The organism is Mesorhizobium sp. CC13 (assembly GCF_039907765.1).
Lineage (GTDB): Bacteria > Pseudomonadota > Alphaproteobacteria > Rhizobiales > Rhizobiaceae > Aminobacter.
The window spans coordinates 26,924-53,399 of sequence record NZ_JARDJI010000001.1; the positions used below are offsets into that span (position 1 = coordinate 26,924).

At 65.9% G+C, this 26,476-nt stretch carries 20 protein-coding genes; 15 read left to right on the forward strand and 5 right to left on the reverse strand.

Going from position 1 to position 26,476, the window contains the following annotated elements; genetic code table 11:
• Positions 1–143: 143 nt before the first annotated feature.
• Positions 144–3,848 (reverse strand): peptidoglycan-binding protein, encoded by a 3,705-nt coding sequence (locus PV773_RS00135; RefSeq protein WP_347964388.1) that lies wholly within the window; start codon positions 3,846–3,848, stop codon positions 144–146.
• Positions 3,849–4,286: 438 nt separating this feature from the next.
• Here PV773_RS00135 and PV773_RS00140 point away from each other — a divergent pair, with 438 nt between their 5' ends.
• From PV773_RS00140 to PV773_RS00180, 9 genes are all read left to right on the forward strand, one after another.
• A complete protein-coding gene (locus tag PV773_RS00140) occupies positions 4,287–4,739 on the forward strand; it encodes a MerR family DNA-binding transcriptional regulator (RefSeq protein WP_347964901.1) in 453 nt (150 codons plus the stop codon).
• Between the two features lie 223 nt (positions 4,740–4,962).
• The gene (locus PV773_RS00145) at positions 4,963–6,759 is read left to right on the forward strand and encodes an acyl-CoA dehydrogenase (RefSeq protein ID WP_347964389.1); all 1,797 of its coding nucleotides are present in this window, start codon (positions 4,963–4,965) and stop codon (positions 6,757–6,759) included.
• 66 nt (positions 6,760–6,825) lie between these two features.
• Positions 6,826–7,998: an acyl-CoA dehydrogenase family protein gene (locus PV773_RS00150; RefSeq protein ID WP_347964390.1), complete on the forward strand. Its 1,173-nt coding sequence runs from the start codon at positions 6,826–6,828 to the stop codon at positions 7,996–7,998.
• A 221-nt stretch (positions 7,999–8,219) separates the two neighbouring features.
• Positions 8,220–9,428, forward strand: a complete 1,209-nt coding sequence (locus tag PV773_RS00155; protein ID WP_347964391.1) for an acetyl-CoA C-acetyltransferase — start codon at positions 8,220–8,222, stop codon at positions 9,426–9,428.
• 194 nt (positions 9,429–9,622) lie between these two features.
• Positions 9,623–11,842 carry a 3-hydroxyacyl-CoA dehydrogenase NAD-binding domain-containing protein gene (locus tag PV773_RS00160; RefSeq protein WP_347964392.1) on the forward strand — a complete coding sequence of 740 codons (2,220 nt, stop codon included), beginning with the start codon at positions 9,623–9,625 and terminating at the stop codon, positions 11,840–11,842.
• Positions 11,843–11,848: 6 nt separating this feature from the next.
• Complete coding sequence (locus PV773_RS00165) at positions 11,849–12,397, forward strand: thioesterase family protein (protein WP_347964393.1); 549 nt, start codon at positions 11,849–11,851, stop codon at positions 12,395–12,397.
• Between the two features lie 106 nt (positions 12,398–12,503).
• On the forward strand, positions 12,504–12,803 hold the full coding sequence (locus tag PV773_RS00170) for a hypothetical protein (RefSeq protein ID WP_347964394.1): 300 nt from the start codon (positions 12,504–12,506) through the stop codon (positions 12,801–12,803).
• A 128-nt stretch (positions 12,804–12,931) separates the two neighbouring features.
• Positions 12,932–13,582 (forward strand): helix-turn-helix transcriptional regulator, encoded by a 651-nt coding sequence (locus PV773_RS00175; RefSeq protein ID WP_347964395.1) that lies wholly within the window; start codon positions 12,932–12,934, stop codon positions 13,580–13,582.
• Positions 13,583–13,588: 6 nt separating this feature from the next.
• Positions 13,589–14,371, forward strand: coding sequence for a thermonuclease family protein (locus PV773_RS00180; protein ID WP_347964396.1), 783 nt, complete (start codon positions 13,589–13,591; stop codon positions 14,369–14,371).
• A gap of 212 nt (positions 14,372–14,583) precedes the next feature.
• Here the strand turns inward: PV773_RS00180 and PV773_RS00185 are convergent, their stop codons facing one another.
• Entirely contained in the window at positions 14,584–16,233 is a 1,650-nt protein-coding gene (locus PV773_RS00185; RefSeq protein ID WP_347964397.1) for a lysine--tRNA ligase, read from the reverse strand.
• 153 nt (positions 16,234–16,386) lie between these two features.
• Here PV773_RS00185 and PV773_RS00190 point away from each other — a divergent pair, with 153 nt between their 5' ends.
• Positions 16,387–16,800 (forward strand): tellurite resistance TerB family protein, encoded by a 414-nt coding sequence (locus tag PV773_RS00190; protein ID WP_347964398.1) that lies wholly within the window; start codon positions 16,387–16,389, stop codon positions 16,798–16,800.
• A gap of 3 nt (positions 16,801–16,803) precedes the next feature.
• On the opposite strand, the gene PV773_RS00195 is transcribed toward PV773_RS00190, so the two are convergent.
• Positions 16,804–17,625 carry a transporter substrate-binding domain-containing protein gene (locus PV773_RS00195; protein WP_347964902.1) on the reverse strand — a complete coding sequence of 274 codons (822 nt, stop codon included), beginning with the start codon at positions 17,623–17,625 and terminating at the stop codon, positions 16,804–16,806.
• Between the two features lie 510 nt (positions 17,626–18,135).
• Between PV773_RS00195 and PV773_RS00200 the strand changes: the two genes are divergently transcribed.
• On the forward strand, positions 18,136–19,947 hold the full coding sequence (locus PV773_RS00200) for a glycosyltransferase family 2 protein (RefSeq protein ID WP_347964399.1): 1,812 nt from the start codon (positions 18,136–18,138) through the stop codon (positions 19,945–19,947).
• Between the two features lie 7 nt (positions 19,948–19,954).
• On the opposite strand, the gene ppk2 is transcribed toward PV773_RS00200, so the two are convergent.
• Positions 19,955–20,890 carry a polyphosphate kinase 2 gene (ppk2, locus tag PV773_RS00205; RefSeq protein ID WP_347964903.1) on the reverse strand — a complete coding sequence of 312 codons (936 nt, stop codon included), beginning with the start codon at positions 20,888–20,890 and terminating at the stop codon, positions 19,955–19,957.
• A 103-nt stretch (positions 20,891–20,993) separates the two neighbouring features.
• Here ppk2 and PV773_RS00210 point away from each other — a divergent pair, with 103 nt between their 5' ends.
• The 3 genes from PV773_RS00210 to PV773_RS00220 all read left to right on the forward strand — a co-directional run bounded on the left by PV773_RS00210 (position 20,994) and on the right by PV773_RS00220 (position 24,204).
• On the forward strand, positions 20,994–22,271 hold the full coding sequence (locus PV773_RS00210; protein ID WP_347964400.1) for an ATP-binding protein: 1,278 nt from the start codon (positions 20,994–20,996) through the stop codon (positions 22,269–22,271).
• Positions 22,272–22,385: 114 nt separating this feature from the next.
• Positions 22,386–23,108: a phosphate signaling complex protein PhoU gene (phoU, locus tag PV773_RS00215; protein ID WP_340036295.1), complete on the forward strand. Its 723-nt coding sequence runs from the start codon at positions 22,386–22,388 to the stop codon at positions 23,106–23,108.
• Positions 23,109–23,196: 88 nt separating this feature from the next.
• The gene (locus PV773_RS00220) at positions 23,197–24,204 is read left to right on the forward strand and encodes a magnesium and cobalt transport protein CorA (RefSeq protein ID WP_347964401.1); all 1,008 of its coding nucleotides are present in this window, start codon (positions 23,197–23,199) and stop codon (positions 24,202–24,204) included.
• 203 nt (positions 24,205–24,407) lie between these two features.
• Here PV773_RS00220 and PV773_RS00225 read toward each other — a convergent pair whose 3' ends face one another.
• Complete coding sequence (locus tag PV773_RS00225; RefSeq protein WP_347964402.1) at positions 24,408–24,929, reverse strand: GcrA family cell cycle regulator; 522 nt, start codon at positions 24,927–24,929, stop codon at positions 24,408–24,410.
• Positions 24,930–25,280: 351 nt separating this feature from the next.
• On the opposite strand from PV773_RS00225, the gene PV773_RS00230 reads away from it, so the two are divergent.
• Positions 25,281–26,474: an aspartate aminotransferase family protein gene (locus tag PV773_RS00230; protein ID WP_347964403.1), complete on the forward strand. Its 1,194-nt coding sequence runs from the start codon at positions 25,281–25,283 to the stop codon at positions 26,472–26,474.
• Positions 26,475–26,476 lie beyond the last annotated feature (2 nt).

Genomic DNA, 26,476 nt, shown 5'->3' on the forward strand with positions numbered 1-26,476 from the left:
CCGTCGATCTCCGGGGACATGCCGTAGCGGCTACTTGCGCCGACATTGCGGCGAAGTCAAACGAACCGCGCTCGAAACGGAAAATATCTCAATCAGTTAACCGCCCGGTAAAGACGGCGGCGACAAACGCCGCCGTTCGGCGCTCATTTGCGGTCGAGCAGTGCCTGAACCAGCTTGCGGTCGACCTCCCCGGTCGGGGCCATGCCGTTGTCCTTCTGGAAGGCGGCGATGGCGTCCTTGGTCTTCTGGCCCATCATGCCGTCGGGCTTGCCGGCGTCATAGCCGTTCTTGTTGAGGATGGCCTGGACGTTGCCGATGGCCTTCTTCACGTCCACGCCGGCCGCCGGAGCCTCCTGCCAGGCGGCGGGAGCGTCGGCGGAATTGGAGGCGGGGTCGAGAGCCTTGGCCTGCCAGAGCTCGGCCGCCGCCTTGGCGCGCTTGAGCTGTTCGGGCGACAGCGCCTTGGCGACCTCGTCACGCTTGGAGGCGGCGTCGGCATCGCCCTGCTTGGCGACGAGGGCGAACCACTTGTAGGACTCCTCGAGATTCTGCTTCATGCCGACGCCCTTGGCGGCGAGGATGCCGAGATTGAACTGGCTGTCCTTGACGCCGAGTTCGGCGGCATCGATGAACCAGCGGGCGGCCGTGTCGTTGTCGACGGTTCCGTCGGCGCCCATGGCCAGCAGCACCGCCAGGTTGTGCATGGCGCTCGCATTGCCCTGGGCGGCGGCGAGCTGGTACCAGGTCTTGGCCTTCGACACGTCGCGGTCAACGCCGAGGCCCTTCTCGTACATGTTGCCGATGCGGTACTGGGCCGGAGCGAAGCCGAGCTCGGCCGATTTCTCGTACCATTGCCCGGCGGACTTCATGTCCGTGTCGCGGGCTTCGGCGACGCGGACGCCGATCTCGAACAGCGCCCTCGGGTCGCCGGCGTTTGCCGCCTGCCGCAGCGCCTTGGGGCCGATGCTCTCGGGTACCGTCAGCGTTGCCGCGGGCGCGGCTGCCGCCGGGGCCAGTTGCTCGGAGACGGCCGGTGCCGCCGGGATCGACTGGGTGCTGCGATGGTCGAGCGCCACGTCGACCGGCCCGGTCCCGCCGATATCGTCCATCGGCGGTTCCGAACTGGTGGCTTCGACGGCCGGAGCGGTGGGCGCTTCGGCCTTGGGGGCGATGGCTTCGTTTGCCGGCTGAACCGGCGTTTCGGCCTTGGCCGCCTCGGCCGGCGGCTGGGTGACTATGCTGGCGGTCGCCACCGGATCGTCGAGGAACGCCTTGCCGAGCTGCATGCCGGCAAGGGCGAGCATGACGGCGCCGACGGCCATCAGCACCGACTTGCGCCGCGCCTTGATGAGGTCGCCGATGCGCAGCGCCCGCACCGGGCCCTTGAGATCGGAACTCCGCTTCAGCGCCTCGGCCTCGGCGGCGGCGGCCTGGGCGGCCCGGCGGGCGGCGGCGATGAAATCGGCCTTGGCGGCGTCGGTCTCGCCGGCGCGTCCGGTCTGGCCGCGCTCGTCGCGCACGCGGCGCATGATGGCGTTGAGGTCGGGTGCGCCCGAGCCGGGCTCCAGCGGACGGTTGACCACCTTGGGGTCGAGCGGCGCGTCGAGCGACACCTCGGGCGAGGGCGGCACAACCACCGGCTCGCTGGGTTCGGCCGCGGCGGGCTGTTCCTTGGCCTTGCGGGCGAAGGCGCGGGCGATGCCGCCGAACATCGAGCTCTTGCCGGGCTTCTGCTCACCCTTGTCGGCGCGCACGCCTTCGAGCGCCGCGACGGCTGCCGCCGCCTCGGCCGCGGCCTGGGCCGGGCTGCGGGTGCTGCGTTCGTCCGGCAACAGGCGGTCGGTGCCGCGGCGGCCGAAGGTGGCCGGCTCTTCCGGCAGCGGCGCCGGTTCGTCGGGCGCGAGCGACGGGCTTTCGAGCACGGTGCGCACCGGCTCGGACTCCGCGATCGGCGCGGTGAGCAGCTCGGCCACCGAGGCCGGCGGCATCTCGGCCGGCACCTTGCCGCTGCTTTCCAGCGAGCCGAGGCGGTCGACGATCTTGAGCAGCGTGTCGTGGATGGCTTCGAAGGTCTTGCCGTTGCGCTCGTCCGAGCGGCGCGCCAGCGCCTCGAGCGCCTTGAGGTCCTGCGCCAGGCCCTCGACGGCGACCGACTCCGCGGCCGAGCCGGCGAAGCCGCGCACGGCGTCCTCGGCCGCCTGGCGGGCAGCCTCGACGAGGGCACGGTGGCTGCCCGCGATCGAGCGCTCGATCTCTTCGAGCCGCGGATGGATGTCCTCGAACTCCGGCAGCGACGCGCCTGGACGGGCGAGATGCGCCGACAACTCGCTCACCTGCGCCTCGAGGCTGCGGATCAGGCCCGGATCCATGCTTGCGACCTGGGCCGAGGAGACTTCGAGACGCTGCGAGATGTCCTCGAGCCGCTTTTCGAGGCCACGCATGGCCTGCTCGGTCGCCGCGTCGGGGCGATTGGTCTCGAGCCGCTGGGCGAAGGCGGTGAAGCGTGCGTCGATCGCCTCCATGATGCCGCGCTGGTCGGCGGCGGGCTGCGCCGACTGCCGGTCGAGCCGCTGGGCGAGGTCTTCGAGGCGGTGCTCGAGGTCGCGGAACAGGGCGTTGCCGTGCTCCATCGCATCGCCCTGCCGGCGTTCGAACACATCCGCCAGCGCATCGAAGCGCCGCTCGATGCCCTGGAAGATCAGGCCGGTGTCGGCGGCGGCAGGCTGGCGCTCGATCCTTTCGGCGATCAGCGAAATCTGGCGGCCGAGGCGCTCGACGGCCTGTTCGGGCACGTCGCTTCGCGCCGCGATATGGTCGACGCGGTCGGAAAGCAGGTTGAGGCGCTCGATGATCTCGGCGGCCGGCTGGTCGGCGACGATTTCCTCGATCTGTGCGGCAAGGGCCGTGATGCGGGCCTCGACGCGCTCGAAGGGGGCGGGGTCGAAATGCGGCTGGGCGGCGACGGTCGAGGCGACGATGGCGCGCGAGATCTCGTCGAGCCGCTCGTCGATCAGGCCGAACATCTCGTCGCCGTGGCTGTCGCGCTGGCGCACGAACTGTTCGACCGCGCTGGCGAGTGTGCGGACCTTGTCTTCCATGGTCCTGAGCGACAGCGATTCGGGCAGGTTGCCGACGGCGTCGTTGATCTGTTCGAGGCGATGGGCGAGCGCTGCCAGGGCCGGGTCCGCGCCGTCGTGTGCCTGGCCGGCCGACATGCGTTCGGTGAAGTCGTTCCAGCGGCGATTGAACTCGTCCCAGCGGCGGTCGACGGAGCGGACGGTCTCCTCGCGCGCGAGGCCGGCGACGGAGCCGCGCAGCTGTTCGAGTTCGAGCCGGAGCATGCTGATGCTCTTGTCGTCGCTGCGTTCGGCCAGCGACTGGATGGCGCCGGACAGGCGGTCCAGTTCGAGCCCGAATTCCGTGCTGTCCGCGCCAAGCGAGCCGGAGCGGCCGGCGAGGTCGATGTCCTTGCGCAACTGGTCGAACTCGCGCTGCAGGCCGACGCTCATCTGGTGGCGCATCTCGTCGCGCAGGGCGCGCAGCTCGCCGGCGATCTTGCCGATCGCAGCGACGCCGTCCTCCTGTCCGCGCACCCGGTCGATGTCGCGGGCAATCGCCTGGTAGGGACGCTCGTAGGGCTTGCTGCGGCCATACTCGCCGCGCGGGACGTAGCCGGGCGCCGGCGCCTGGCGATAGTCGGAGCGAGGCGCCTCGGCATTTTCCTCGTGCGAGCGGTCGAGCCGCGCTTCGAGCTTTTCAAGCGAACGGTTGAGTTCCTCCAGCGACACGTGCTCGCGGCGCTGCCTGCCGGAGTTGAGGGAGTCGATATAGGACCGCTTGCTGTTCATCGAACGCCCGTTGGTCAGAGTGCTGGCATAAGACCAGAGTCTCAAATCCTTGCCGGGATCGGGGTTTGCGAAGCGCCGCGCGGAATATGGCTTCCGGGGCTCTCGCCGCCCTCCGAAACCGTGAACAATTCGATACATGATGACCACGGGAGAACCGACATGCGCACATTTCCCCTAACGTGGTAAACAAGCCCTTAACCAAGCTTAAGAATGTGCGACATCGCAGCACCCTGCCGCACGGTGAGGTACGACCAGATTTCCCTTGCGTAGGGTGCGCCTCATCGTTATAGCATTTACGTAAACGTAAGTCGGGTGGGGAACACCCGCTTAAGTGCATTTACACAGCAACCACGATCGAAAGCCCGCCCCCTTCGGCTTTGATCAGAGCACCGCAGGCCACGCCGCCGTGCTCACAATCGGGGATATCGGAAGTAGATGATGAAGCTCGTATCGGTCGCCGAAGCTGCGGCCAATGAAAACAATCTCACCGGTGAGGACTATGTCCGCATCGGCGAGATGGCGAAGAAATACAGCGTGACGCTGAGGACGTTGCGCTTCTACGAGGACAAGGGGCTGCTCAACCCCAAGCGCGAAGGCTCGACCCGCCTCTACACGCGGCGCGACCGTGCCCGCCTGAAGCTGATCCTGCTCGGCAGGAAGGTCGGTTTCTCGCTGCGCGACGTCAAGCAGATGATCGACCTCTACGATCCGAGCGGCACCAATTCGAAGCAGCTTCGCCTCACCATCGACAAGTCGGAAAAGCAGCTCGGCCGCCTGCAGAAGCAGCGCCAGCTGCTCGACGAGGCAATCGACGAGCTGAACAACCACATGACGGTCGTCCGGCAGTTGCTGGCGGACCGCGCGGCACCGCAGGTCAGCGCGGCAGGCTGAGCCGCACGGCCAGACCAACGATTTGGACGGCCCGGCCGGGGAGACCCTGCCGGGCCGTTCTGCGTTTGCGGGGTGCGTGGGGCGAGGGTTTCGCCGCCAAAGCCGGCCTCATAAAAATTGACGTTTACGCAAACGTCAATTTTTGCTATTCGCGGTTCGACAAGCGGTTCCGTGTCGCATAGCGTCTCGTCGGAGCCGGCACCAACTTGCTTGGAGGAAGAGCATGCCGATATTCCGGGCCCCGGTCGAGGACACCCTTTTCGTGCTGAACGACGTGCTCGGCTACGAGCGTCACAGCAACCTCGCCGGCTTTGCCGACGCCAGCGCCGACGTGCTGGAGGCGATCCTCGCCGAGGGCGCCAAGCTCGCCGAAAACGTCATGCATCCGTTGAACCGCGTCGGCGACATGGAAGGCTGCGTCCGCAACGACGACGGCACCGTGACCACGCCGAAGGGCTTCAAGCAAGCCTTCGACCAGTATCGCGAAGGCGGCTGGATGGGCCTGGCCGTGCCCGCCGAGCATGGCGGCCAGGGCCTGCCTTACACAGTGCATTCGGCGGTTGGCGAATACATGTCGTCGGCCAACATGGCACTGATGATGTATCCCGGACTGACCCAGGGCGCGATGGCGGCGATCCTCGTCCACGGCTCGGACGAGCAGAAGGCGACCTGGCTGCCCAAGATGGTCGAGGGCATCTGGACCGGCACCATGAACCTGACCGAGCCGCATTGCGGTACCGATCTCGGCCTGCTGCGTTCCAAGGCCGTGCCCAACGGCGACGGCTCATACAAGATTTCCGGCCAGAAGATCTTCATCTCGGCAGGCGAGCACGACATGTCCGAGAACATCGTGCACCTGGTGCTGGCCCGCATCGAGGGCGCGCCGGAGGGCGTGAAGGGCATCTCGCTGTTCATCGTTCCCAAGTTCAACCTCGACGGCCAGGGCAATGCCGGCGAGCGCAATGCCGTATCCTGCGGCTCGATCGAAGAGAAGATGGGCATCCACGGCAACTCGACCTGCGTCATGAACTATGACGAGGCCAGGGGCTTCCTGCTCGGCGAGGCCAATGGCGGCCTGAAGGCGATGTTCACTATGATGAACGAGGCGCGACTCGGCGTCGGCCTGCAAGGGCTCGCCGTATCCGAGGTCGCCTACCAGAACGCCGTCGCCTACGCCAAGGACCGCATCCAGGGTCGTTCGCTGACCGGCGCCAAGGCGCCGGAGAAGAAGGCCGACCCGATCATCGTCCACCCCGACATCCGCCGCAAGCTGATGACCATGAAGGCCTTCAACGAGGCCGGCCGCGCGCTGGTGCTGTGGACCGCGATCAATTCCGACGTCGCCCACCGCTCTGAAGAGGCGGCCGAGCGCCAGGCGGCCGAGGACCACATGGGCCTGATGACGCCGGTGGTGAAGGGCGTTCTGACCGACAAGGGCTTCGAGCATGCGGTCATGGCGCAGCAGGTGTTCGGCGGCCACGGCTACATCGAAGAGCACGGCATGAGCCAGTTCGTGCGCGATGCCCGCATCGCCATGATCTACGAGGGCGCCAACGGGGTGCAGGCGCTCGACCTGGTCGGCCGCAAGCTCGGCATGAATGGCGGTCGCGCCGTGCAGGCCTTCTTCAAGGACGTCGGCGAGTTCTGCGAGGCCAACCGCACCGATGAGAAGATGGCGCCCTACACCAAGGGCCTGAAGAAGGGTCTCAACGATCTGCAGGCCGCGACCATGTGGCTGGTGCAGAACGGCATGGCCAATCCGGACGATGCGGGTGCCGCCTCGACCGACTACATGCATCTCTTCGGCCTCGTCGCGCTCGGCTACATGTGGGTCCGGATGGTGAAGGCCGCGCAGGACAAGCTCGTGGGCGGCGCCGGAGACCAGGCGGCTTTCCTGGAGACCAAGCTGGTGACCGGCCGCTACTTCATGGAGCGCGTTATGCCCGAGACCGCGGCGCATCTCGCCCGCATCTCGACCGGCTCGGCGACCATGATGGCGCTGCCGGCGGAGGCGTTCTGATCGAATACCCGGGCGGCCGTTCGCGGTCGCCCTTCATGCTTGCGGCGTCGAAACGCGGAGGAGATCGTGGCGACAATTCCTGCAGATGTTCTGGGTCTTCCGAAACCCGCCTGGGCGGGCGAGGAAGTCGGCATGCTCTACGACATGGCACACCGCTTCCTGTCGGAAGAGATCCTGCCGCGCTATGACGAGTTCGAAAAGAACGAGATGGTCGACCGCGCGAGCTGGCAGAAGGCGGGCGCGGCCGGCCTGCTCTGCGCCTCGATGCCCGAGGAATATGGCGGCTCGGGCGGCACCTTCGCCCATGAGAGCGCCATCATCGAGGCGATCGGCCATGTCGGCGTCGACGGTTTCGGCATCGCGCTGCACAATTCGATCGTCGCGCCATACATCCTTCACTACGGCTCGGAAGAGCAGAAAAAGAAGTGGCTGCCGAAGATGGCGACCGGCGAGCTGATCGGCGCCATCGCCATGACCGAGCCGGGCGCCGGCTCCGACCTGCAGGGCGTGAAGACGCGCGCCGACAGGGACGGCAACCAGTACCGCATCAACGGCTCCAAGACCTTCATCACCAATGGCCAGCACGCCAACCTGATCATCGTCGTCACCAAGACCGACCCGTCCAAGGGCGCCAAGGGCACTTCGCTGATCGTGGTCGAGACGGACGAGGTCGAAGGGTTCGAGCGCGGCCGCAACCTCGACAAGATCGGGCTCAAGGCCAACGACACCTCCGAGCTGTTCTTCAACGACGTGCGCGTGCCGACCTCGAACCTGCTCGGTTCGGAGGAAGGCCAGGGCTTCGTCCAGCTGATGCAGCAGCTGCCGCAGGAACGGCTGCAGATCGGCACAGGCGCGATCGCCATGATCGAGCGCGCGCTCGCCGAGACGATCGACTATGTCAAGGATCGCAAGGCCTTCGGCAAGGCGATCCTCGACTTCCAGAACACCCAGTTCAAGCTGGCCGAGCTCAAGACCGAGGCGACCATCGGGCGCGTCTTCTACAACGACTGCGTCGCCCGTCATATTTCCGGCGGGCTCGATCCGGTAACTGCTTCGATGGCCAAGTACTGGCTATCCGACCTGCAATGCAAGATCGTCGACGAGTGCCTGCAACTGTTCGGCGGCTATGGCTACATGAATGAGTATCCCATCGCCCGCATGTATCGCGATGCCCGCGTGCAGCGCATCTACGGCGGCACCAACGAGATCATGAAGCTGCTCATTGCGAGGAGCTTGTAAGACGAAGATTTGAACCACCCCCACTCCGGCCCTGCGGGCCACCCCCCTGCCCGGGGGAGAGGAACCCAGACTGGAGTAGCGCCGTCACAAGGGCTGCGTTTCCTCTCCCCCGTCGAGCGGGGGAGAGGTGTCGAGGCGCAGCCGAGACGGAGCGGGGGTCGACTGCAGACGCAAAGCCACGCGGAAGAAATCGCAAGGCTTGGCCTTAAAGGAGACGAAAAATGGCTGACGCTTTTGTCTATGACGCCGTGCGCACGCCGCGCGGCAAGGGCAAGAAGGACGGTTCCCTGCACGAGGTCCCGGCGGTGCGCCTTGGCGCCAAGGTGCTGGAAGCCCTGCGCGACCGCAACGGGCTCGACACGGCTGAGGTCGACGACATCATCTTCGGCTGCGTCGACCCGGTCGGCGAAGCAGGCTCGGTGATCCCGCGCTCGGCCGCCTTCGAGGCCGGATACGACAACAGGGCGCCGGGCATGCAGATCTCGCGCTTCTGCGCTTCCGGCCTCGATGCCATCAACTTCGGCGCCGCCAAGATCGCGCAAGGGGCCGACGAGATCGTCATCGCCGGCGGCGTGGAATCGATGTCGCGCGTCGGCATGGGCATGTCGGGTGGTGCCTGGTTCATGGACCCCTCGGTCGGCTTGCCTGCCTGGTTCATGCCGCAGGGCGTGTCGGCCGACCTGATCGCCACCAAATACGGTTTCTCGCGCGACGACGTCGACGCCTATGCGGTGGAGAGCCAGAAGCGCGCCGCCAAGGCGTGGGAGAAGGGCTACTTCAACAAGTCGGTCGTGCCGGTGAAGGACCAGAACGGCCTGACCATCCTCGCCCATGACGAGCACATGCGCCCGACGACCGACATGCAGTCGCTCGGCCAGCTCAACCCGTCCTTCGTCATTCCCGGCGAGATGGGCGGCTTCGATGCGGTCGCCGTGCAGCGTTATCCGGAACTCGAAGAGGTCATCCACGTCCACCACGCCGGCAATTCGTCGGGCATCGTCGATGGCGCGGCAGCCGTCCTGCTCGGCTCGAAGAAGGCCGGCAAGGCGATGGGCCTCAAGCCGCGCGCCCGCATCCGCGCCTTCGCCAACATCGGCTCGGAGCCGGCGATGATGCTGACCGGCCCGGTCGACGTGACCGAAAAGCTCTTGAAGCGCGCCAAGATGAAGCTTTCGGACATCGACCTGTTCGAACTCAACGAGGCTTTTGCCTCGGTGGTGCTGCGCTACATGCAGGCCTTCGAGATCCCGCACGACAGGATCAACGTCAATGGCGGCGCCATCGCCATGGGCCACCCGCTGGGCGCGACCGGCGCGATGATCCTCGGCACCGTGCTCGACGAACTCGAGCGTCGCGACCTGAACACCGCTCTGGTGACGCTGTGCATCGGCGCCGGCATGGGCACCGCGACGATCATCGAGAGGGTCTAGCGCCTTTTCCTTCTCCCCGTTCACGGGGAGAAGGTGGCCCGAAGGGCCGGATGAGGGGCTGCGCCTGCTTTCGGAAGTCAGCACTGCCCCTCATCTGCCTGCCGGCATCTTCTCCCCGTGAACGGGGAGAAGACAGCAGCTTCGCCGACGGCGCCCGCCGCGAACAACGGATTTGAGATAGGGAGACAATCTCCATGACCTACACGAACTTTTCGGTCGACGTCGATGCCGATGGCATCGCACTCGTCACCTGGAACATGCCCGACCGCTCGATGAACGTCTTCACCGAGGAGGTGATGGGCGAGTTCGACAAGATCATCGACCAGGTCGTCGCCGACACTGCCATCAAGGGCGCCGTCATCACCTCGGGCAAGGAGACCTTCTCGGGCGGCGCGGACCTCACCATGCTGCAGAAGATGCTCGGCATCTATGCCAAGGAGAAGGCCAAGGACCCGGAGAAGGCAGCCAAGCTGCTCTTCGACAATGCCGGCCGCATGGGCGCGCTGTGGCGCAAGCTCGAGACCTGCGGCAAGCCGTGGGTCTCGGCCATCAACGGCACCTGCATGGGCGGCGCGTTCGAACTGTCGCTGGCTTGCCACGGCCGCGTCGCGGCTGATAGCGACAAGGTCAAGATGGCCCTGCCGGAAGTGAAGGTCGGCATCTTCCCGGGCGCCGGCGGCACCCAGCGCGTGCCGAGGCTCGCCGACCCGCAGTCGGCGCTGCAGATGCTGACCTCGGGCCAGAACCTTTCGCCGCAGAAGGCGAAGGGCATGAACCTGATCCACGAGATCGCCGAGCCGAAGAAGCTGATCGAGGCCGCCAAGGCGATGATCAGGAACGGCCTGAAGCCGGTGCAGCCGTGGGACGAGAAGGGCTTCAAGCTGCCGGGCGGCCCGGTCTATTCGGCCGCGGGCGCCAATCTCTGGCCGCCGGCAATCGCCATCCTGCGCCGCGAGACCCATGGCAACTATCCGGCCGCCGAGGCCATCCTGAAATGTGTCTACGAGGGCCTGCTGGTGCCGTTCGACACCGGCCTGCGCATCGAGCAGCGCTACTTCACCGAGATCATGCAGTCGAAGGAAGCGGCGGCGATGATCCGCTCGCTGTTCGTGTCGCTGCAGGAGCTGAACAAGGGCGCCCGCCGCCCCGAGGGCATCGCCGACACCAAGTTCAAGAAGATCGGCATCATCGGCGCCGGCTTCATGGGCGCGGGCATCGCCTATGTCACGGCCAAGGCCGGCATCCCGGTGGTGCTGATCGACCGCGACCAGGAATCGGCGGAAAAGGGCAAGGCGCATTCCGACAGCCTGATCTCCGACCAGGTCAAGAAGGGCCGCGCCAAGCCCGAGGAGCGCGAGAAGCTGCTCTCGCTGATCACGCCGAGCGCCGACTATGCCGACCTTGCCGGCTGCGACCTCGTGGTCGAGGCGGTGTTCGAGGATTCGGAGGTCAAGAAGGCCGCGACCGAGAAGGCGGAAGCCGCGCTCAAGTCGTCGGCGGTGTTCGCCTCCAACACCTCGACCATCCCGATCACCTCGCTCGCCAGGAACTCGGCCCGGCCGAAGAACTTCATCGGCATCCACTTCTTCTCGCCGGTCGACAAGATGATGCTGGTCGAGATCATCATGGGCAAGAAGACCGGCGACAAGGCGCTGGCGGTGGCGATGGACTTCGTCCGCGCCATCAAGAAGACGCCGATCGTCGTCAACGACACGCGCGGCTTCTACGTCAACCGCTGCGTGCTGCGCTACATGTCGGAAGCCTTCAAGATGCTGATCGAAGGCGTGCCGGCGGCGATGATCGAGAACGCCGCCAAGGCTGCCGGCATGCCGGTCGGCCCGCTGGCGCTGACCGACGAGACGGCTGTCGACCTGGCCCAGAAGATCATGAAGCAGACCATCCGGGATCTCGGCGAGAAGGCCGTCGATCCGCGCCAGATGGCGCTGATCAACACTATGGTCGACACCCATGGCCGCTTCGGCCGCAAGAACGGCAAGGGCTTCTACGATTACCCGGCAAAGCCGGCGAAGAAGAAGCTGTGGCCGGGCCTGAAGGACCTCTATCCGCAGAAGGCGCCCGAGAAGGTCGACGTCGAGGAACTGAAGCTGCGCCTGCTCTCGGTCATCGCGCTGGAAGCGGCGCGGGTGATGGAGGAGGGCATCGTCACCGACCCGCGCGAGGCGGATGTCGGCTCGATCCTCGCCTTCGGCTTTGCTCCCTACACGGGCGGCGCGCTGTCTTACATCGACGGCATCGGCGCCAGGAAGTTCGTCAAGATCGCCAAGGACCTGCAGAAGAAATACGGTTCCGAGTTCAAGGCGCCCAAGCTTCTGATCGACATGGCCGAGAAGGGCGAGACCTTCTACCAGCGCTTCGATCCCTACGCGAAGGCCGAGGAAAAGCAGGCGGCCTGACGAACTATGTACGTCTGGGCAAGACTGGCTCGTATGGCCGCGACGAAATCCCGTCGCGGCCCTTACCGTTTTGGCGATGAGGGTCGGCTGTCGTTCCGCTGCCTGCCGACCGACATCGACTTCAACATGCATCTCAACAATGCGCGCTACATGATGCTGGCCGATGTCGGCCGCATCGACATCTTCATGCGCTCGGGCCTGATCGAGCTCGCCCGCAAGAAACGCTGGGCGCCGATGCTGGGCGGCCTGCAGACGGTGTTCGTGCGCGAGATCAGGCTGTGGAAGCGCTTCGACGTGGTCTCCTCCATCGAGACGTGGAACGGCACCGAGGTGATCGGCAAGCACCGCTTCGTGCTCGACAACGGCGAGACGGCGGCCCTGATCATGACCAGCGCCGGCGTCTACGATCGCGGCAACCGCCGCTTCGTGCCGATCGACGAGCTGGTTTCCGAGCTGGGCTATGACGGGGCGGCACCCCGCGACGTGAGCGAGGAAGAGCGCATCTTCATCGCCTCGCACAAGGGACTGAGGGCGCTCGCCAAATCGGGTGAGTGAAGCCCGCGGGGCACCCCGAGTTCGGCGAGGGGCTGCTTCCTCGCGTACGGCGTGAATGGTAATGTCAGCAAGTGCTAATAATGGCATTTGCCGGAAGGATATTGCCATGCGCATGATGCTGAAAGTTTCGATCCCCGCCAGCCAGGGCAACCGTACCATCACGGACGGTACCTTGCCCTCGGTCATGGAAAAGGCGCTTGCTGAACTCAAGCCGGAGGCAGCCTATTTCACAGTCCAGAACGGCCTTCGTACCGGCCTGATCTTCATCGACGTGCAGGACATCAGCGCCATGCCCGCCATCTGCGAGCCGTTCTTCATGGCGTTCGACGCGTCGATCGAAATGACGCCGGTGATGACGGCCGATGACCTGCGCGCCGGGCTCAGGGCCGCACTGCAGAAGATGTAGCGCTCACGCGCCGAGCGAACGCGGCCTGGCCGGCGCGATGGATGGCGCCGGCCAGACGCATCTGGACATTCCCGGCCCGCGTGGTTAAATGCCGAAAGGTATTTTTTCCTGTTCTCAAGGGGAGCGCCATGCTCTCGCACGAACGTGTCTGGGCCGCGATCGACGCTCTCGCAGAGCGCTATTCGCTTTCGGCATCGGGCCTTGCCAAGAAGGCCGGGCTCGACTCGACCGCATTCAACAAATCCAAGCGCCAGTCCGTGGATGGCCGGCCACGCTGGCCATCGACCGAGTCGCTTGCCAAGATCATCGAGGCCACCAACTCCTCGCTGGAGGAGTTCCTGGGGTTCGTCGAGCCGTCGAAGGCGGCGGTCAAGGCGAAGGCCCGGCAGAGGACGGCCGGCGTGCCGCTGCTCGGCTTTGCGCAGGCGGGCGCCGGCGGGTTTTTCGACGATGCCGGATTTCCGGCAGGGCAGGGGTGGGACCTGGTCGAGCTTCCGGCGCGCACCTCCGACAGTTCCTATGCCTTGCAGGTGCAGGGCGATTCCATGCTGCCGCTCTATCGTGACGGCGACGTCTTGATCGTCGAGCCGGGTGCGGCCGTGCGCAAGGGCGACCGCGTCGTGGTCAAGACCACCTCCGGCGAGGTCATGGCCAAGGTGCTCGAACGGCAGGCGCAGGGCATCATCGAACTGATATCGCTCAATCCGGAGCATCCCAACCGGCGCTTCGTGACGGGCGAAGTGGAGTGGGTGGCCCGCATCGTCTGGGCAAGCCAGTAGCATCGCATGAAACCAGCAGCACTCGCCTTCGCCGCACTGGGCTTCGGTCTCGCAGTGGCCATCGTCTCCGCGGGCGGCCAGCGCCTGGCGGCGCTCGAAGCGCCGTCCGTCGACACGATCGACGAGAGCGACCTGCCGGCCGATCTGCCCGAAGACTTCGACGTCGACAGCACTGCCGCGGTCGGGCCGACCGGGACCGCCGATGCGATGGACGGCGGGCCAGTGGCGGAGGAGACGGGGCAGGCGGCGCTCGATCCCGCGCGGCCGGTGGCGGAGGGCGAACTCGCGCCGCCGGCCATCGAGGCCGGCGGGCTCACCCGCGAGGCGCCGCGCGCGCCGCTGAGCGAACTCAGCCTGGCATTGCCGCCGAAGCCGAAGATGAACGACGAATGGGACGGGGCAACCCTGTTCCGGCCGGTGGCGAGTGCTGCCGGGCGGATCGAGGCCATGGGCCTCGGCGTGACGATCGCCGGAGTGGTACCGCCGGAGGAGGGGGAGAACTGCACCGCCGACGGCCAGGAATGGAATTGCGGCGTCCGGGCCCGAACCGCCTTCCGCGGTTTCCTGCGCGGCCGCGCCGTGGTTTGCGACGTGCCGCCGGAGAAGACCGGCGGCGAGGCCGTGGCGAAATGCCGGATCGGCACGGTGGATGTCGGCGAATGGCTGGTCGCCAATGGCTGGGCCAGGGCCGAGGCTGGCGGCCCCTATGAGGATGCCGGCAGGAAGGCCGAGGCGGACAAAAAGGGTATCTTCGGTCCGCCGCCCGACACCGCCGGCTCTACCGATTGACCCCACGCATCCATGGCGGTGCCGCCTTCGAGCTCGCTTCGCTCGCACCTCAGGATGAGGGGCGAAGCGCGCCCCAGTAGCCCTCGTGGTTCGACAGGCTCACCATGAAGGCTACTGAGACGCGCCCTTCTTCGCCGGCTCGACAAGGCGTGGCCTTCTCCCCGCACACAGGGCAGGGAGAAGGGAGAGCTTCGGAGAACGTATCGCGCGGCTTAAGCCGCGAGCTTGCCTTCCAGCGCCTTGGTGATCAGTTCGCGGGTCTCGGCGATGCCGTAGAGGGCGGCGAAGGAGCCGAAGCGCGGGCCGCGCTCCTGGCCGATCAGCACCTGGTAGATCATCTGGAAGAAGGCGCCCGACACGCCAGGGCCGCCTTCCGGGCTCTGCTTCGAATGATCCTGGTAGCGCTCGATCTTGCGGGCGACGTTGAGCGAGGCGTTCTGGATCGCTTCGCCGTCGGCGCCGGCAGGCAGTTCGCCCAGCGCCTTTTCGAGGGCCGCAAGTGCCTCGCGCTCGACCTCGTCGGGCGCGCGGAACACCTTCGTCGGCTTCACGAAATCGTCGAAGTAGCGGATGGCGTAGCCGGTCAGCTTGTCGAGCTCGGGATGCGTCTCGGGCGTCACGCCGGGAGCATGGCGCGAGATGAAGCCCCACAGCACGCTCTTGTCATGCGCGTTCGAGGCGCTGACGAGGTTGAGCAGCAGCGAGAACGGCACCGGCAGGTCGATGGCCGGCGGGTTGCCGTCGTGCATGTGCCAGACCGGGTTGCCGAGGCGCTCCTTCCAGGCCTGGCGCGGATAGGCGGCGAGGAAGCTGTAATATTCGTCGACCGCCTTCGGGATGACGTCGAAATAGAGCTTCTTGGCCTGGCGCGGGCGCTGGAACATGTAGAGCCCGAGGCTCTCGGTCGGCGCGTAGGTCAACCACTCGTCGATGGTGAGACCGTTGCCCTTGGACTTCGAGATCTTCTGGCCGTTCTCGTCGAGGAACAGTTCGTAGACGAAATGTTCCGGCGCGCGACCGCCGAGGATGACGCAGATGCGGTCGTAGATCGCCGCGTTGGTCTGGTGGTCCTTGCCGAACATCTCGAAATCGACGTCGAGCGCTGCCCAGCGCATGCCGAAGTCGGGCTTCCACTGCAGCTTGACCTTGCCGCCGGTGACCGACAGCGTCGTCTCCGTGCCATCGTCGTCGAAGGTGATGGTGCCGGCCTTGGCGTCGACGTTCTTCATCGGCACGTAGAGCACGCGGCCGCTCTTCGGTGAGATCGGCAGGAACGGGCTGTAGGTCGCCTGGCGCTCCTCGCCGAGTGTCGGCAGCATCACTTTCATGATGTCGTCGTACTTCTCGGCGGCCTTCAGCAGCATCGCGTCGAACTTGCCAGACTTGTAGTAGTCGGTGGCGCTGGCGAACTCGTAGTCGAAGCCGAAGGTGTCGAGGAAGCGGCGCAGCATCGCGTTGTTGTGGTGGCCGAAGCTCTCGTAGTCGCCGCCGAACGGGTTCGGCACGGCGGTCAGCGGCATGTGCAGATAGGGCTCGAGTGCTGTGCGATCCGGCACGTTGTCCGGGATCTTGCGCATGCCGTCCATGTCGTCGGAGAAGCAGAGCAGCCTGGTCTTGACCTTGCCCTCGGTCAGCACGTGGAAGGCGTGGCGCACCATCGTGGTGCGCGCCACCTCGCCGAACGTGCCGATGTGCGGCAGGCCGGACGGGCCGTAGCCGGTCTCGAACAGGACCGTTTCGGGCAGGCCCGTCTTCTTGTAGCGCTCGACGATCTTTTTGGCTTCCTCGAACGGCCAGGCCTTGCTTTCGGCCGCGGCCGCCAGGAGTTCGGGGTTGAGATCGATCGCGTTTGATCTCGTCATGTCGAGAGCCCTTTTCGTTGGACGGATTTTCCGCCGAAGACGGCCATGCTCTATGCGGCGAACCCGCGGGCGTCAACGATTCCAGCCGTTTTTCATTGCGGCGGGGCCGGCGCGTTCCTAAGTTCTGCGGGCATTCAACCTCTGGAGTATTCCATGCCCCTGCCGACCGCCCACGAGGCGCTGATCTATCTGATGGTCATCACCTCCGCTTCCGACCGCGACATGACCGACGTCGAGCTGGCGCGGATCGGCGAGGTGGTCAGGACCTGGCCGATCTTCGTCGACTTCGACGAGAAGCGGCTGATCGGCGTGGCGCAGGATTGCCAGGAGCTGCTGCACGAGGAGCCCGGGCTGGAGGGCGTGCTGGACCTGGCAAGGCGGGCGATCCCCGAGCGCCTGCACGACACCGCCTATGCGGCGGCCTTCGAGGTCGCCTCGGTCGACCTCGAAATGCGCATGGAGGAACTGCGCGTGCTGCAGCTGCTGCGCCAGCATCTGAGCGTCGATGCGCTGACGGTCGCGGCGATCGAGCGGGCGACCAAGGCCCGCCACCGCATGCTGACCTGACTGTCAGTAGAAGCTGACGGGGAAGTAGCGCAGATAGAGTTCGGCGAAGGTGCCCTTCGCCGAAATCTCGTGCAGTGCGTAGTCGAAGGCCTCGGCCAGGCGCTGGTCATCGGGTTTTGCCGCGATAGCGAGCCCGGTGCCGAGATATTCGGGCGCGAGATAGGGCCCGCCGGCAAAGCGGCAGCAGCCTTCGGCCTCGGTGCCCGCCAGCCAGAACGACAGGCGCATGCCGTCGCCGAAGACGGCGTCGAGCTTGTCGGCCTTGAGGTCGCCGAAGAGCCATTCCGGCTTGGAGAAGGTGACGGCCTGGACCTGGGGGAAATAGTCACGCAGCACCCGCTCATGCGCCGAGCCGGCAATGACGCCGACGCGCTTGCCGGCGAGCTTGTCGACGAGCGGCTCGGTGACGGCCTGGGGCTTCTTCATGATGAAGCGCGCCGGAAACTGGAGATAGGGCCGCGAGAAGGCGTATTGCTCGCGGTTGTCGGCGGTGGCCGGCACGCCGGCGATGAGCGCCTCGCCTTCGCCGGCCTTGAGGGCCCCGTCGAGCTCCGCCCAGGGCAGCGCCTGGATCTGGCATTTTTCGGGAATGCCCAGTTCGGCGCAGATGGCGCGGGCGAGATCGACATGGAAGCCCGACAGGCGGCCATTCTTGTCGATGAAGTTGAAGGGCGGGAAGTCCGTCGTCGTCAGGAAACGCAGCCGCGGCATCGCCGAAAGATCCGGCTTCGGCAGCCTCTCCTTCTGGTCCCACAGGACCGGCACCTGCGGTTCCGCGGCAGCCGGCGCGGCGAGAGCCGTCAACGACATGGCCGTCGCAAGCATCAGCGGTGCGAATTTCATGAATGCTCCGGCCAATTCCCCATCCTGTGAGCAAGCATTAGCGCCGCTGCCGTGGCCAGGCAAAGCCCCCTGCGACGCCACGATGCAACTTTATGTGAGTTGATGCAGCGATGCCGCTGAACATATAGCATGATATATATTCCGCCTGTTAACTCACCCGTTCGGGGCATGGAACAGCGCCCGGCGATATGCATAGATGGCGGCAGGGCTTGCAGCATTGGGGGATGTTGCAGTGGCACTGGACCAGTCGCCGTGGGGAGGATGTGCGGGGGCGTACAGATCGTGTGCTGCGATCGGTGCGGTTTGGTCCGACTATCGTTGTAGTATCCAAATTTGCGGCTCGCAGGCCGCGGGTGCGTGATGGTTGCCGCGGACGCAAGTCGAGCAACCATCCGCCCCTCTTTTTTTGCGCGCAAGCCTGCCGCTGATGGCATCCTGCCGGGCGAAAGCGCCCGAATCCCCGTCGATCCGTCCTTTCCCATTCCAGCCAGCATGGATGATATGCATGCGGTGCTCGGCGGCCTCGGCGTATCGCCAAGCGAGTGCGCGCGGCTGGCGGCGCAGGCGCGTTTTCACGGCACCACGTTCCAGGCAGAGGTGCTGGCGTCTGGCCAGGTGTCCGAGCCGGCCTATTTTGCCGCAATGGCGCGTGCGATCGGCCTGCAATATGCCGGATCCATCGATCCCGAACGGCTGTTCCTCGACGAGGGAGCATGCATGGAGATGCTCGGCCGCAGCGACCGCATCATGGCCGCGGGCTATCTCGACGGGGAAGGCCGGCTGTGCAAGCTCATCGCCCCCTCCCAGGCCGGCTGGGACAGCCTGCGCCGGCGCTGCGGGCAGGATATCAGGCATCGCGTGAGCATCGTCACGCCCTCGGCGCTGCGCAAGGCGCTGCTGGCGCGCTTCCATCGCAGCCTGACCCGGAGGGCACGCGACGCCCTGTACGAACAGCAGCCGGAGCATTCGGCGCGGCACGTGATGTGGCCGTGGCAGGGTTATGCGCTCGGCATGCTGACGGGATTTCTGCCCGTCGCCATGGCGACCGTGCCGACATTGATGCTGTTTGGCCTGCACCTGTTGCTGGTGACGTTCTTCATCGCCTGCGCCGCCTTGCGCACGGCGGCGGCGATCTCGCGGCCGCCGGCGAGACAGCCGCGGATTTCGATGCTCCTGTCGCCGGACCTGCCCGTCTATTCGGTGATCGTTGCGCTCTACCAGGAGGCGGAGGTGGTGCCCGACCTGCTCATCGGGCTGAGCCGGCTGCATTGGCCGCGAACCAAGCTGGAGATCAAGCTGGTGTGCGAGGGGGATGACCTCGAGACCATCGCCGCCATCCAGACGCATCCGCTCAGCCGAAATGTGGAGCTTGTGCTGGTGCCGCCGTCGCTGCCGCGCACCAAGCCCAAGGCATTGGCCTACGCGCTGCCGCTGACGCGCGGCGAACTGGTGGTCCTCTACGACGCCGAGGACCGGCCCGATTCCATGCAACTGGTGGAGGCCTGGCAGCGCTTTCACGCTTCGGGCCGCGATCTCGCCTGCCTGCAGGCGCCGCTCGAGATCGCCAACCGCCGCGCCGGGCTGATCGCCAACATGTTCGGTTTCGAATACGCGGCGCTGTTCCGCGGGCTCCTGCCCTTCCTCGCGCACAACGAGCTGATGCTGCCGCTGGGCGGGACGTCGAACCACTTTCGCCGCGAGGTGCTCGAAGAGGTCGGCGGCTGGGACCCCTACAATGTGACCGAGGACGCCGATCTCGGCCTCAGGCTGGCGCGCCGCGGCTATCGCTGCGAGACGCTGTCGCGGCCGACCCGGGAGGACGGACCCGAGGACTTCCGCTCCTGGCATCGCCAGCGCGTGCGCTGGCTCAAGGGCTGGATCATGACCTGGCTGGTGCACATGCGCGAGCCGGCTCTGCTGGCGCGGCAATTGCCCGTGCTGTCGTTCGTGGTGACGCAGATCCTGTTCGCCGGCATGGTGCTGTCGTCGCTGCTGCACCTGTTGCTGATCCTGCTGCTGGTCGGCCTCGGCGTGCAGCTGGCCTTCGACCTGCAGACGGAGCTCTGGCAGTCCTACCTGGTGGCCTTCGACATCTTCAGCATGCTCCTGGGCTACGGCTCCTTCCTGTTCCTGGGCTGGATCGTGCTGAAGCCGCAGGACCGGCACGACTTCTGGAAGCTGTGCCTGTTCACGCCGGTCTACTGGACAATGCTGTCGCTCGCCGCATGGTGCGCGCTGTTCGAACTGTGGCGGCGTCCGCACCATTGGGCCAAGACGCCGCACCGCAGGGCACGTTTATTCTGAGCGCGGATCAGTCGTTCAGGAACTTCATGCCTTCGTGGATGACCTTGCCGTCGGGACGGCCGATGGCATCGAGGTCGCGGCCCGGATAGTTGAGGGCGCGCAGCACGTGGCGGATGACGGCGATCCGCGCCCGCCGCTTGTCGTTGGCCTGCACGACGATCCAGGGCGCGCGCGCCGTGTGCGTCTTCTCCACCATCAGCTCGATGGCCTTGGTGTAGTCGTCCCACTTGGTCATGCCTGCAACGTCCATCGGCGAGAACTTCCAGTTCTTCAGCGGGCTGTGGCGGCGGTCGTGGAAGCGCTTGAGCTGCATCTCCTGGCTGATGTCGAGCCAGAACTTGAACAGGTAGATGCCCTCGTTGACGATCATCTCCTCGAAATGCGGCGCCTCGTCGAGGAACTGCCGGTGCTGCTCGGGCGTGCAGAAGCCCATGACCGGCTCGACGCCGGCGCGGTTGTACCAGGAGCGGTCGAAGGTGACGAACTCGCCGGCGGTCGGGAACTGGGCGACGTAGCGCTGGAAGTACCACTGGCCGCGCTCGGTTTCGGTCGGCTTGGGGAGCGCCACGTTGCGCGCGGTGCGCGGGTTCATGTACTGCCTGATCGCAAAGATGGTACCGCCCTTGCCGGCGGCGTCGCGGCCCTCGAACAATGCCAGCACCCGCCTGCCAGTCGCCTGCATCCAGGCCTGGCACTTGACCAGCTCGATCTGGATCTGTTCCAGCGTCTCTTCGTATTCCTTCTCGGGCAGCTTGTCGTCGTAGGGATAGTTGCCCGACTTCAGCGCCTTCTTGTCGACCCAGTCGGGCAGTTTCGGGTCGTTGATGTCGAAGCTGCGCTCCTCCTTGCCAACCTTGAGCCTGACCGGGCCGGCCTCGGCGGCAGGGGGCACGCCGACGGCCTCGGCGGGAGCATCCTTCTTGCTTTCCTTGTCTTTTTTCATGGCCACGGCACCTTTCCAGCTCTGCGAACCATGCTATTGGGTGGCACAATCGCGGTCCAGAGGCATGTTGGATGCCTCGGGCCGTGCATCGCGATGGGCAGAGATGGCGGATACCGGCACCCAGACACGAGCGAAGCGGACGGTGCGCCTCACAGCCGGGCGCCTCTACCAGAACCGGTGGATGCTCGCCGCGGCCGCCGTCGCCGTGCTTGCAGTGCATTTTTACGGCGCCGACTCCGCCTGGGTGACCGTATTCGCCATCGTCCTGCTCTTCCTGTTTGCGATGGTCGCGCCCCGCACCAATGCCGGGCGGCGCCTGGCCGAGGTGGCGGCGCGTGCGGAGCGCTCGCCGCTCGACCGGCTGTCGGGCGAAAAGCTGGCCGCGGCCGTTGCCGACCCGCTGATCATCTTCGATCGCGGCGGCGCCGCGGTGCACGCCAACGAGGCCGCCGAGACGGCCTTCGGCGCCATCAAGCCCGAGCTGCCGCTGCTGCTGAAATTCCGCGCGCCGGAAATGCAGGCCCTGATCGAGGGCGTGCTCGACGGCCGCAACGGCTCGCTGACGGCTGAATATGTCGAAAGGGTGCCTTTCGAACGGGTCTTCCGCGTCACCGCATCGGCGGTCGGGCGCGGCACCGGCCTGTTCGTGCTTGCCTTCAAGGACCAGAGCGAGTCGCGCCGCATCGACCGCATGCGTGCCGACTTCATCGCCAATGCCAGCCACGAGTTGCGCACGCCGCTGGCCTCGATCGCCGGCTTCGTCGAGACGCTGCGCGGACCGGCCCGCAACGATGCCAATGCGCGCGACCAGTTCCTGCAGATCATGCAGAACCAGACCGGCCGCATGGCGCGGCTGATCGACGACCTGCTGTCCCTGTCGCGGCTGGAGATGAAGCCCTATCTCAAGCCCGGCGTGAAGGTTGACCTGCGCCAGACGGTGGAGGCGGTGATCGCCTCGCTGGCGCCGCTCGCCGCCGAGACCGGCGTGGTGGTGGAGCGCGATTTCGCCGAGGGCCCGCTGGAGGTCCACGGCGACCGCGACGAGCTGTTCCAGGTGTTCCAGAACCTGCTCGAGAACGCCTGCAAATACGGCCAGTCGGGCGGACGCGTGGAGGTGTCGATGCGGCGCGTCAGCGAGGCCGGCGAACCGGAGCTGGAAGTGACGGTGCGCGACTTCGGCCCGGGCATACCGGCCGAGCATATTCCGCGCGTCACCGAGCGCTTCTATCGGGTGGACGTCGAGACCAGCCGCGCCCAGAAGGGCACCGGGCTGGGCCTTTCTATCGTCAAGCACATATTGAGCCGGCACAACGGCCGGCTGACCATCAGGTCGGAACTCGGCAAGGGATCGGCCTTCACCGTGTCGTTGCCGGCGCGCTGAGCCGGCAAAAGGTTTGCCGACGCCAAGCATTTCTTTTTTCTGTCATCAGGCTAGCTTAGGCTTGCGGATTTAGAAGCGTGAATCATCCGCCAAGCAGGAAGGCCCGTGTCGCAAATGCAGTCCGTTCACATCGTCAGCGCCTATGACGAGGAGCTGAAGTTCCTCGCCCGCAAGATCGCGGCCATGGGCGGCCAGGCCGAGCGCATGGTCGACCGCGCGGTCGCAGCGCTCGTCAATGGCGATCCGGAGCTCGGGCAACGGGTGATCCAGGACGACGCGCTGCTGGACGAGGCCGAGCGCGAGATCGACGACAAGGCGATCCTGATCATCGCCCGCCGCCAGCCGATGGCGACCGACCTGCGCGAGATCATCGGGGCGATCCGCATCTCGGCCGACCTCGAGCGTGTCGGCGACCTCGGCAAGAACATCGCCAAGCGCGTCTCGGTGGTGGCCGAGGGGCGGCAGCCCACCAGCCTTTTCCGCGGCCTCGAGGCGCTGGCCGAACTGGCGCTGACACAGCTCAAGGAAGTGCTCGACGTCTATGCTTCGCGCTCGGTCGAGAAGATCGGCTTCGTGCGCGACCGCGACGAGCAGATCGACGCCATGTACACATCCCTGTTCCGCGAGCTGCTGACCTACATGATGGAGGACCCGCGCAACATCACGCCCTGCACGCATCTCCTGTTCGTGGCCAAGAACATCGAGCGCATCGGCGACCACGCCACCAACATCGCCGAGACCATCTATTACATCGTCACCGGCGAGCAGATGCCGCCCGAGCGGCCGAAGGAGGACGCGAGCCATCGCGTCACGCTGGCCGCCGAGGCCAAGCCCTGAGCCCCGACGCAAGGCACTTCTACGGATTGCGGCGAGGGACTAGACTGAACGCCTGACCGCGCAGGCACATCATCGTCCAGGTGCAGCCATGACCGAGTTAGCCAGGAAGTTCGACCAGAACCCGGAAGCGGGCGTCGTCGCGTCGAGCGTCTATCTCGGCGGGCGCAGGCTGGCCGACATCGCCATCGAGGAAGCCGGAGACTGGGCCGCCAAGGACGGCCATGTGGTGTGGATCGGGCTCCTGGAGCCGAGCCGCGAACTGCTCCTGCGGGTGCAGAAGCAGTTCAACCTCCACGACCTGGCGATCGAGGATGCCGAGCATCCGCACCAGCGCCCCAAGATCGAGCAATATGGCGATGCGCTCTTCATCGTCGCGCGCACCGCGCAGCTGGTGCAGGGCAGGGTGGACTTCGGCGAGACCCACATGTTCGTCGGCAAGGGCTACATCGTCAGCGTCCGGCACGGCGTCTCGACGTCCTACGCGGCGGTCCGCCAGCATTGGGAATCCTGCCCGAGCGCGCTGGCCAAGGGCGAGGACTTCATCCTCTACGCCATCCTCGACTTCATCGTCGACAACTACATGCCCGTGCTCGAGCAGATCGAGGAGGAGGTCGACGCCATCGAGGACGGCGTGCTGGCGCGGCCGATGACCTCGAAGGACATCGAGCGGCTCTACATGCTGCGGCGCGACCTGCTACGCCTGCGCAACGCGGCCGGGCCGCTGGTCGAGGTCTGCCGGAGGCTGACGACGGCCGACCTGCCGCAACTTCGGCCCGCCATGCATCCGATGTTCCGGGACGTGAGCGACCATATCCGCACGGTACTCGAAAAGGTCGACACGCTGCGCGAGGTGCTGGCCTTCGCCTTCGAGGCGAGCGTGCTCGTCGGCCAGAGCCAGGAGACGGCGATCGCCAAGAAGCTGGCCTCATGGGCGGCGATCCTGGCCGTGCCGACCGCGCTCGCCGGCATCTACGGCATGAACTTCCAGGACATGCCCGAACTCAGGTTTGCCTACGGCTATCCGACGGTGCTCGCCATCATCACGGTAGTGTGCTCGGTACTCTACTGGCGGTTCAGGAAGAACGGGTGGCTGTGAAGGGAGCGAGTAGGGAGTAGTGAGTAGTGAGTAGCGAAGGGAATTGGGGAATATTGAGAAATAAGTAGTGAGTGGCGACTAGAAAGAAAAAGGCCCCGTTCGATTGACGATCCGGGGCCTTTTCTTAGATTTCTATTCGCTATTCGCTATTCGCTATTCGCTATTCGCTATTCGCTATTCGCTATTCGCTATTCGCTATTCGCTCAGCGCGCCTTGCGGCGCTCGGAGGCCGGCTGGAAGGCGACCTTCGAATGGTAGCCGCAATAGGGGCCGCTGTCGCCGACGTCGTTGCCGCAGAAGTTGAAGTCTTCGCTCAGCGGGTCGCCATTGGGCCACTTGCAGGTGCGCTCGCTGAGCTGGATCAACTGCAGGCGCCGCGAGATCGGCACGACGACGTTCTCGACCGGGCGGATGTAGTGGCGGGCGACCGGCTCCACGTCGAACTGGGCCTGCAGCGCGGTGGCGCCGATGGTGGCGGTCACGGTGCGCGTGGTCGTCACCGTGCGCTGGACCGACTTGGTCGCGCTCGGGGCCGTCGCGGTCGCCTTCTTCTGGCGCGTCGGCGCGGCCGTGGCGCGGCCACGGCTGGACAGCTTCAGGCGATGGACCTTGCCGATGACGGCATTGCGGCTGACACCGCCGAGCTGCGCCGCGATCTGGCTTGCGCTCAGACCCTCCGACCACAATTTCCTGAGAAGTTCGACCCGCTCGTCAGTCCAGTTCATGAGACCGTGCTCCTGATTTAGCGCGCAGAATTCGGAATCCGTCACCACCCCGGGGGCCGGGTGGGCACCACATCTATTCGGTGATTATGTCCGCCGCACGAAATCTAGTTATTTCTCAACTACAATTACCGATGCGCTGACTCGGTGACAAGAGTCCGACCGGCAACAGTGATTCTGTTTTTTCGGTTTTCCCCAACTTGCCTCAACCTTGCCGCGGGGCGCGGCCAGCAAGGGCACGTCGCTTGGTCCTGCACGACGTTTTCGTTGACTTCATGACCGAAAAACCTGATATACCCGCGGGGCCGCCGCTTGAGGCGGCTTTTTGATTTTCCGGTTCCGGAGATGCATATAATGAGCGGATCGGCGCTTTACGAGACATTTGCTCGTGCACCCCTGGCTTTCGAGCGAGGCGAGGGGTCTTGGCTGGTGGCCGAGAACGGCGAGCGATATCTCGATTTCGCCGGCGGCATCGCCGTCAATTCGCTGGGCCACGGCCATCCGCATCTCGTCCAGGCGCTGACCGAGCAGGCCGCCAAGCTGTGGCACGTCTCGAACCTCTACGAGATCCCCGGCCAGAGCCGGCTGGGCGAACGCCTGGCCGAGCACTCCTTCGCCGACCGCGTCTTCTTCACCAATTCGGGTGCGGAAGCGCTGGAATGCGCGATCAAGACGGCGCGTCGCTACCACTACAAGAACGGCCATCCGGAGCGCTACCGCGTCATCACCTTCGAGGGCGCCTTCCACGGGCGCACGCTGGCCACCATCGCCGCCGGCGGCCAGGCGAAATATCTCGAAGGCTTCGGCCCGAAGGTCGACGGCTTCGACCAGGTGGCCTTCGACGACATCGACGCGGCCGAGAAGCTGATCGGACCCGAAACGGCGGCGATCCTGCTCGAGCCGGTGCAGGGCGAGGGCGGCATCCGCCCGTTCCCGACAGCCTCGCTCAAGCGCCTGCGCCAGCTGTGCGACAAGCACGACCTGCTTTTGATTTTCGACGAAGTGCAATGCGGCATCGGCCGGACCGGCAAGCTCTACGCCTATGAGTGGTCGGGCGTTTCGCCGGACCTGATGGCGATCGCCAAGGGCATCGGCGGCGGTTTCCCCGTGGGCGCCTGCCTTGCCACCGAAGCGGCGGCGAGCGCCATGACGCCCGGCGTGCATGGCACCACCTTCGGCGGCAATCCGCTTGCCATGGCGGTCGGCAACGCCGTGCTCGACGTCGTGCTCGACGAAGGCTTCCTCGAGGAGGTCAGCCGCAAGGCGCTGCTCCTGAAGCAGGGGCTCGCGGCCATCGCCGACGAGTTCCCGGAAGTGATTTCCGACATCCGAGGCGCCGGCCTGATGCTGGGCGTCAAATGCGCCATGCCCAACACCAAGGTGAACATGGCGCTGCGCGACCAGAAGCTGCTCGCGGTGCCTGCGGGCGACAATGTGATCCGCCTGCTGCCGCCGCTCACCACCACAGACGCGGACATCCAGGAAGCGCTGAAGCGCATCCGCGCCGGCGCCGCCAGCCTCTCCAAGGCCGCCGCCAACGGCGGATAAAC

Bases quoted from the DNA above. Each gene is read 5' to 3' on its own strand.
- PV773_RS00135 (WP_347964388.1), bottom strand. From the start codon at position 3,848: ATGAACAGCAAGCGGTCCTATATCGACTCCCTCAACTCCGGCAGGCAG.
- ppk2 (WP_347964903.1), bottom strand. From the start codon at position 20,890: ATGAAAAAAGACAAGGAAAGCAAGAAGGATGCTCCCGCCGAGGCCGTC.
- PV773_RS00210 (WP_347964400.1), top strand. From the start codon at position 20,994: ATGGCGGATACCGGCACCCAGACACGAGCGAAGCGGACGGTGCGCCTC.
- PV773_RS00170 (WP_347964394.1), top strand. From the start codon at position 12,504: ATGCGCATGATGCTGAAAGTTTCGATCCCCGCCAGCCAGGGCAACCGT.
- PV773_RS00230 (WP_347964403.1), top strand. From the start codon at position 25,281: ATGAGCGGATCGGCGCTTTACGAGACATTTGCTCGTGCACCCCTGGCT.
- PV773_RS00185 (WP_347964397.1), bottom strand. From the start codon at position 16,233: ATGACGAGATCAAACGCGATCGATCTCAACCCCGAACTCCTGGCGGCC.
- phoU (WP_340036295.1), top strand. From the start codon at position 22,386: ATGCAGTCCGTTCACATCGTCAGCGCCTATGACGAGGAGCTGAAGTTC.
- PV773_RS00155 (WP_347964391.1), top strand. From the start codon at position 8,220: ATGGCTGACGCTTTTGTCTATGACGCCGTGCGCACGCCGCGCGGCAAG.
- PV773_RS00165 (WP_347964393.1), top strand. From the start codon at position 11,849: ATGTACGTCTGGGCAAGACTGGCTCGTATGGCCGCGACGAAATCCCGT.
- PV773_RS00225 (WP_347964402.1), bottom strand. From the start codon at position 24,929: ATGAACTGGACTGACGAGCGGGTCGAACTTCTCAGGAAATTGTGGTCG.
- PV773_RS00175 (WP_347964395.1), top strand. From the start codon at position 12,932: ATGCTCTCGCACGAACGTGTCTGGGCCGCGATCGACGCTCTCGCAGAG.
- PV773_RS00145 (WP_347964389.1), top strand. From the start codon at position 4,963: ATGCCGATATTCCGGGCCCCGGTCGAGGACACCCTTTTCGTGCTGAAC.
- PV773_RS00140 (WP_347964901.1), top strand. From the start codon at position 4,287: ATGAAGCTCGTATCGGTCGCCGAAGCTGCGGCCAATGAAAACAATCTC.
- PV773_RS00180 (WP_347964396.1), top strand. From the start codon at position 13,589: ATGAAACCAGCAGCACTCGCCTTCGCCGCACTGGGCTTCGGTCTCGCA.
- PV773_RS00160 (WP_347964392.1), top strand. From the start codon at position 9,623: ATGACCTACACGAACTTTTCGGTCGACGTCGATGCCGATGGCATCGCA.
- PV773_RS00220 (WP_347964401.1), top strand. From the start codon at position 23,197: ATGACCGAGTTAGCCAGGAAGTTCGACCAGAACCCGGAAGCGGGCGTC.
- PV773_RS00200 (WP_347964399.1), top strand. From the start codon at position 18,136: ATGGATGATATGCATGCGGTGCTCGGCGGCCTCGGCGTATCGCCAAGC.
- PV773_RS00195 (WP_347964902.1), bottom strand. From the start codon at position 17,625: ATGCTTGCGACGGCCATGTCGTTGACGGCTCTCGCCGCGCCGGCTGCC.
- PV773_RS00190 (WP_347964398.1), top strand. From the start codon at position 16,387: ATGCCCCTGCCGACCGCCCACGAGGCGCTGATCTATCTGATGGTCATC.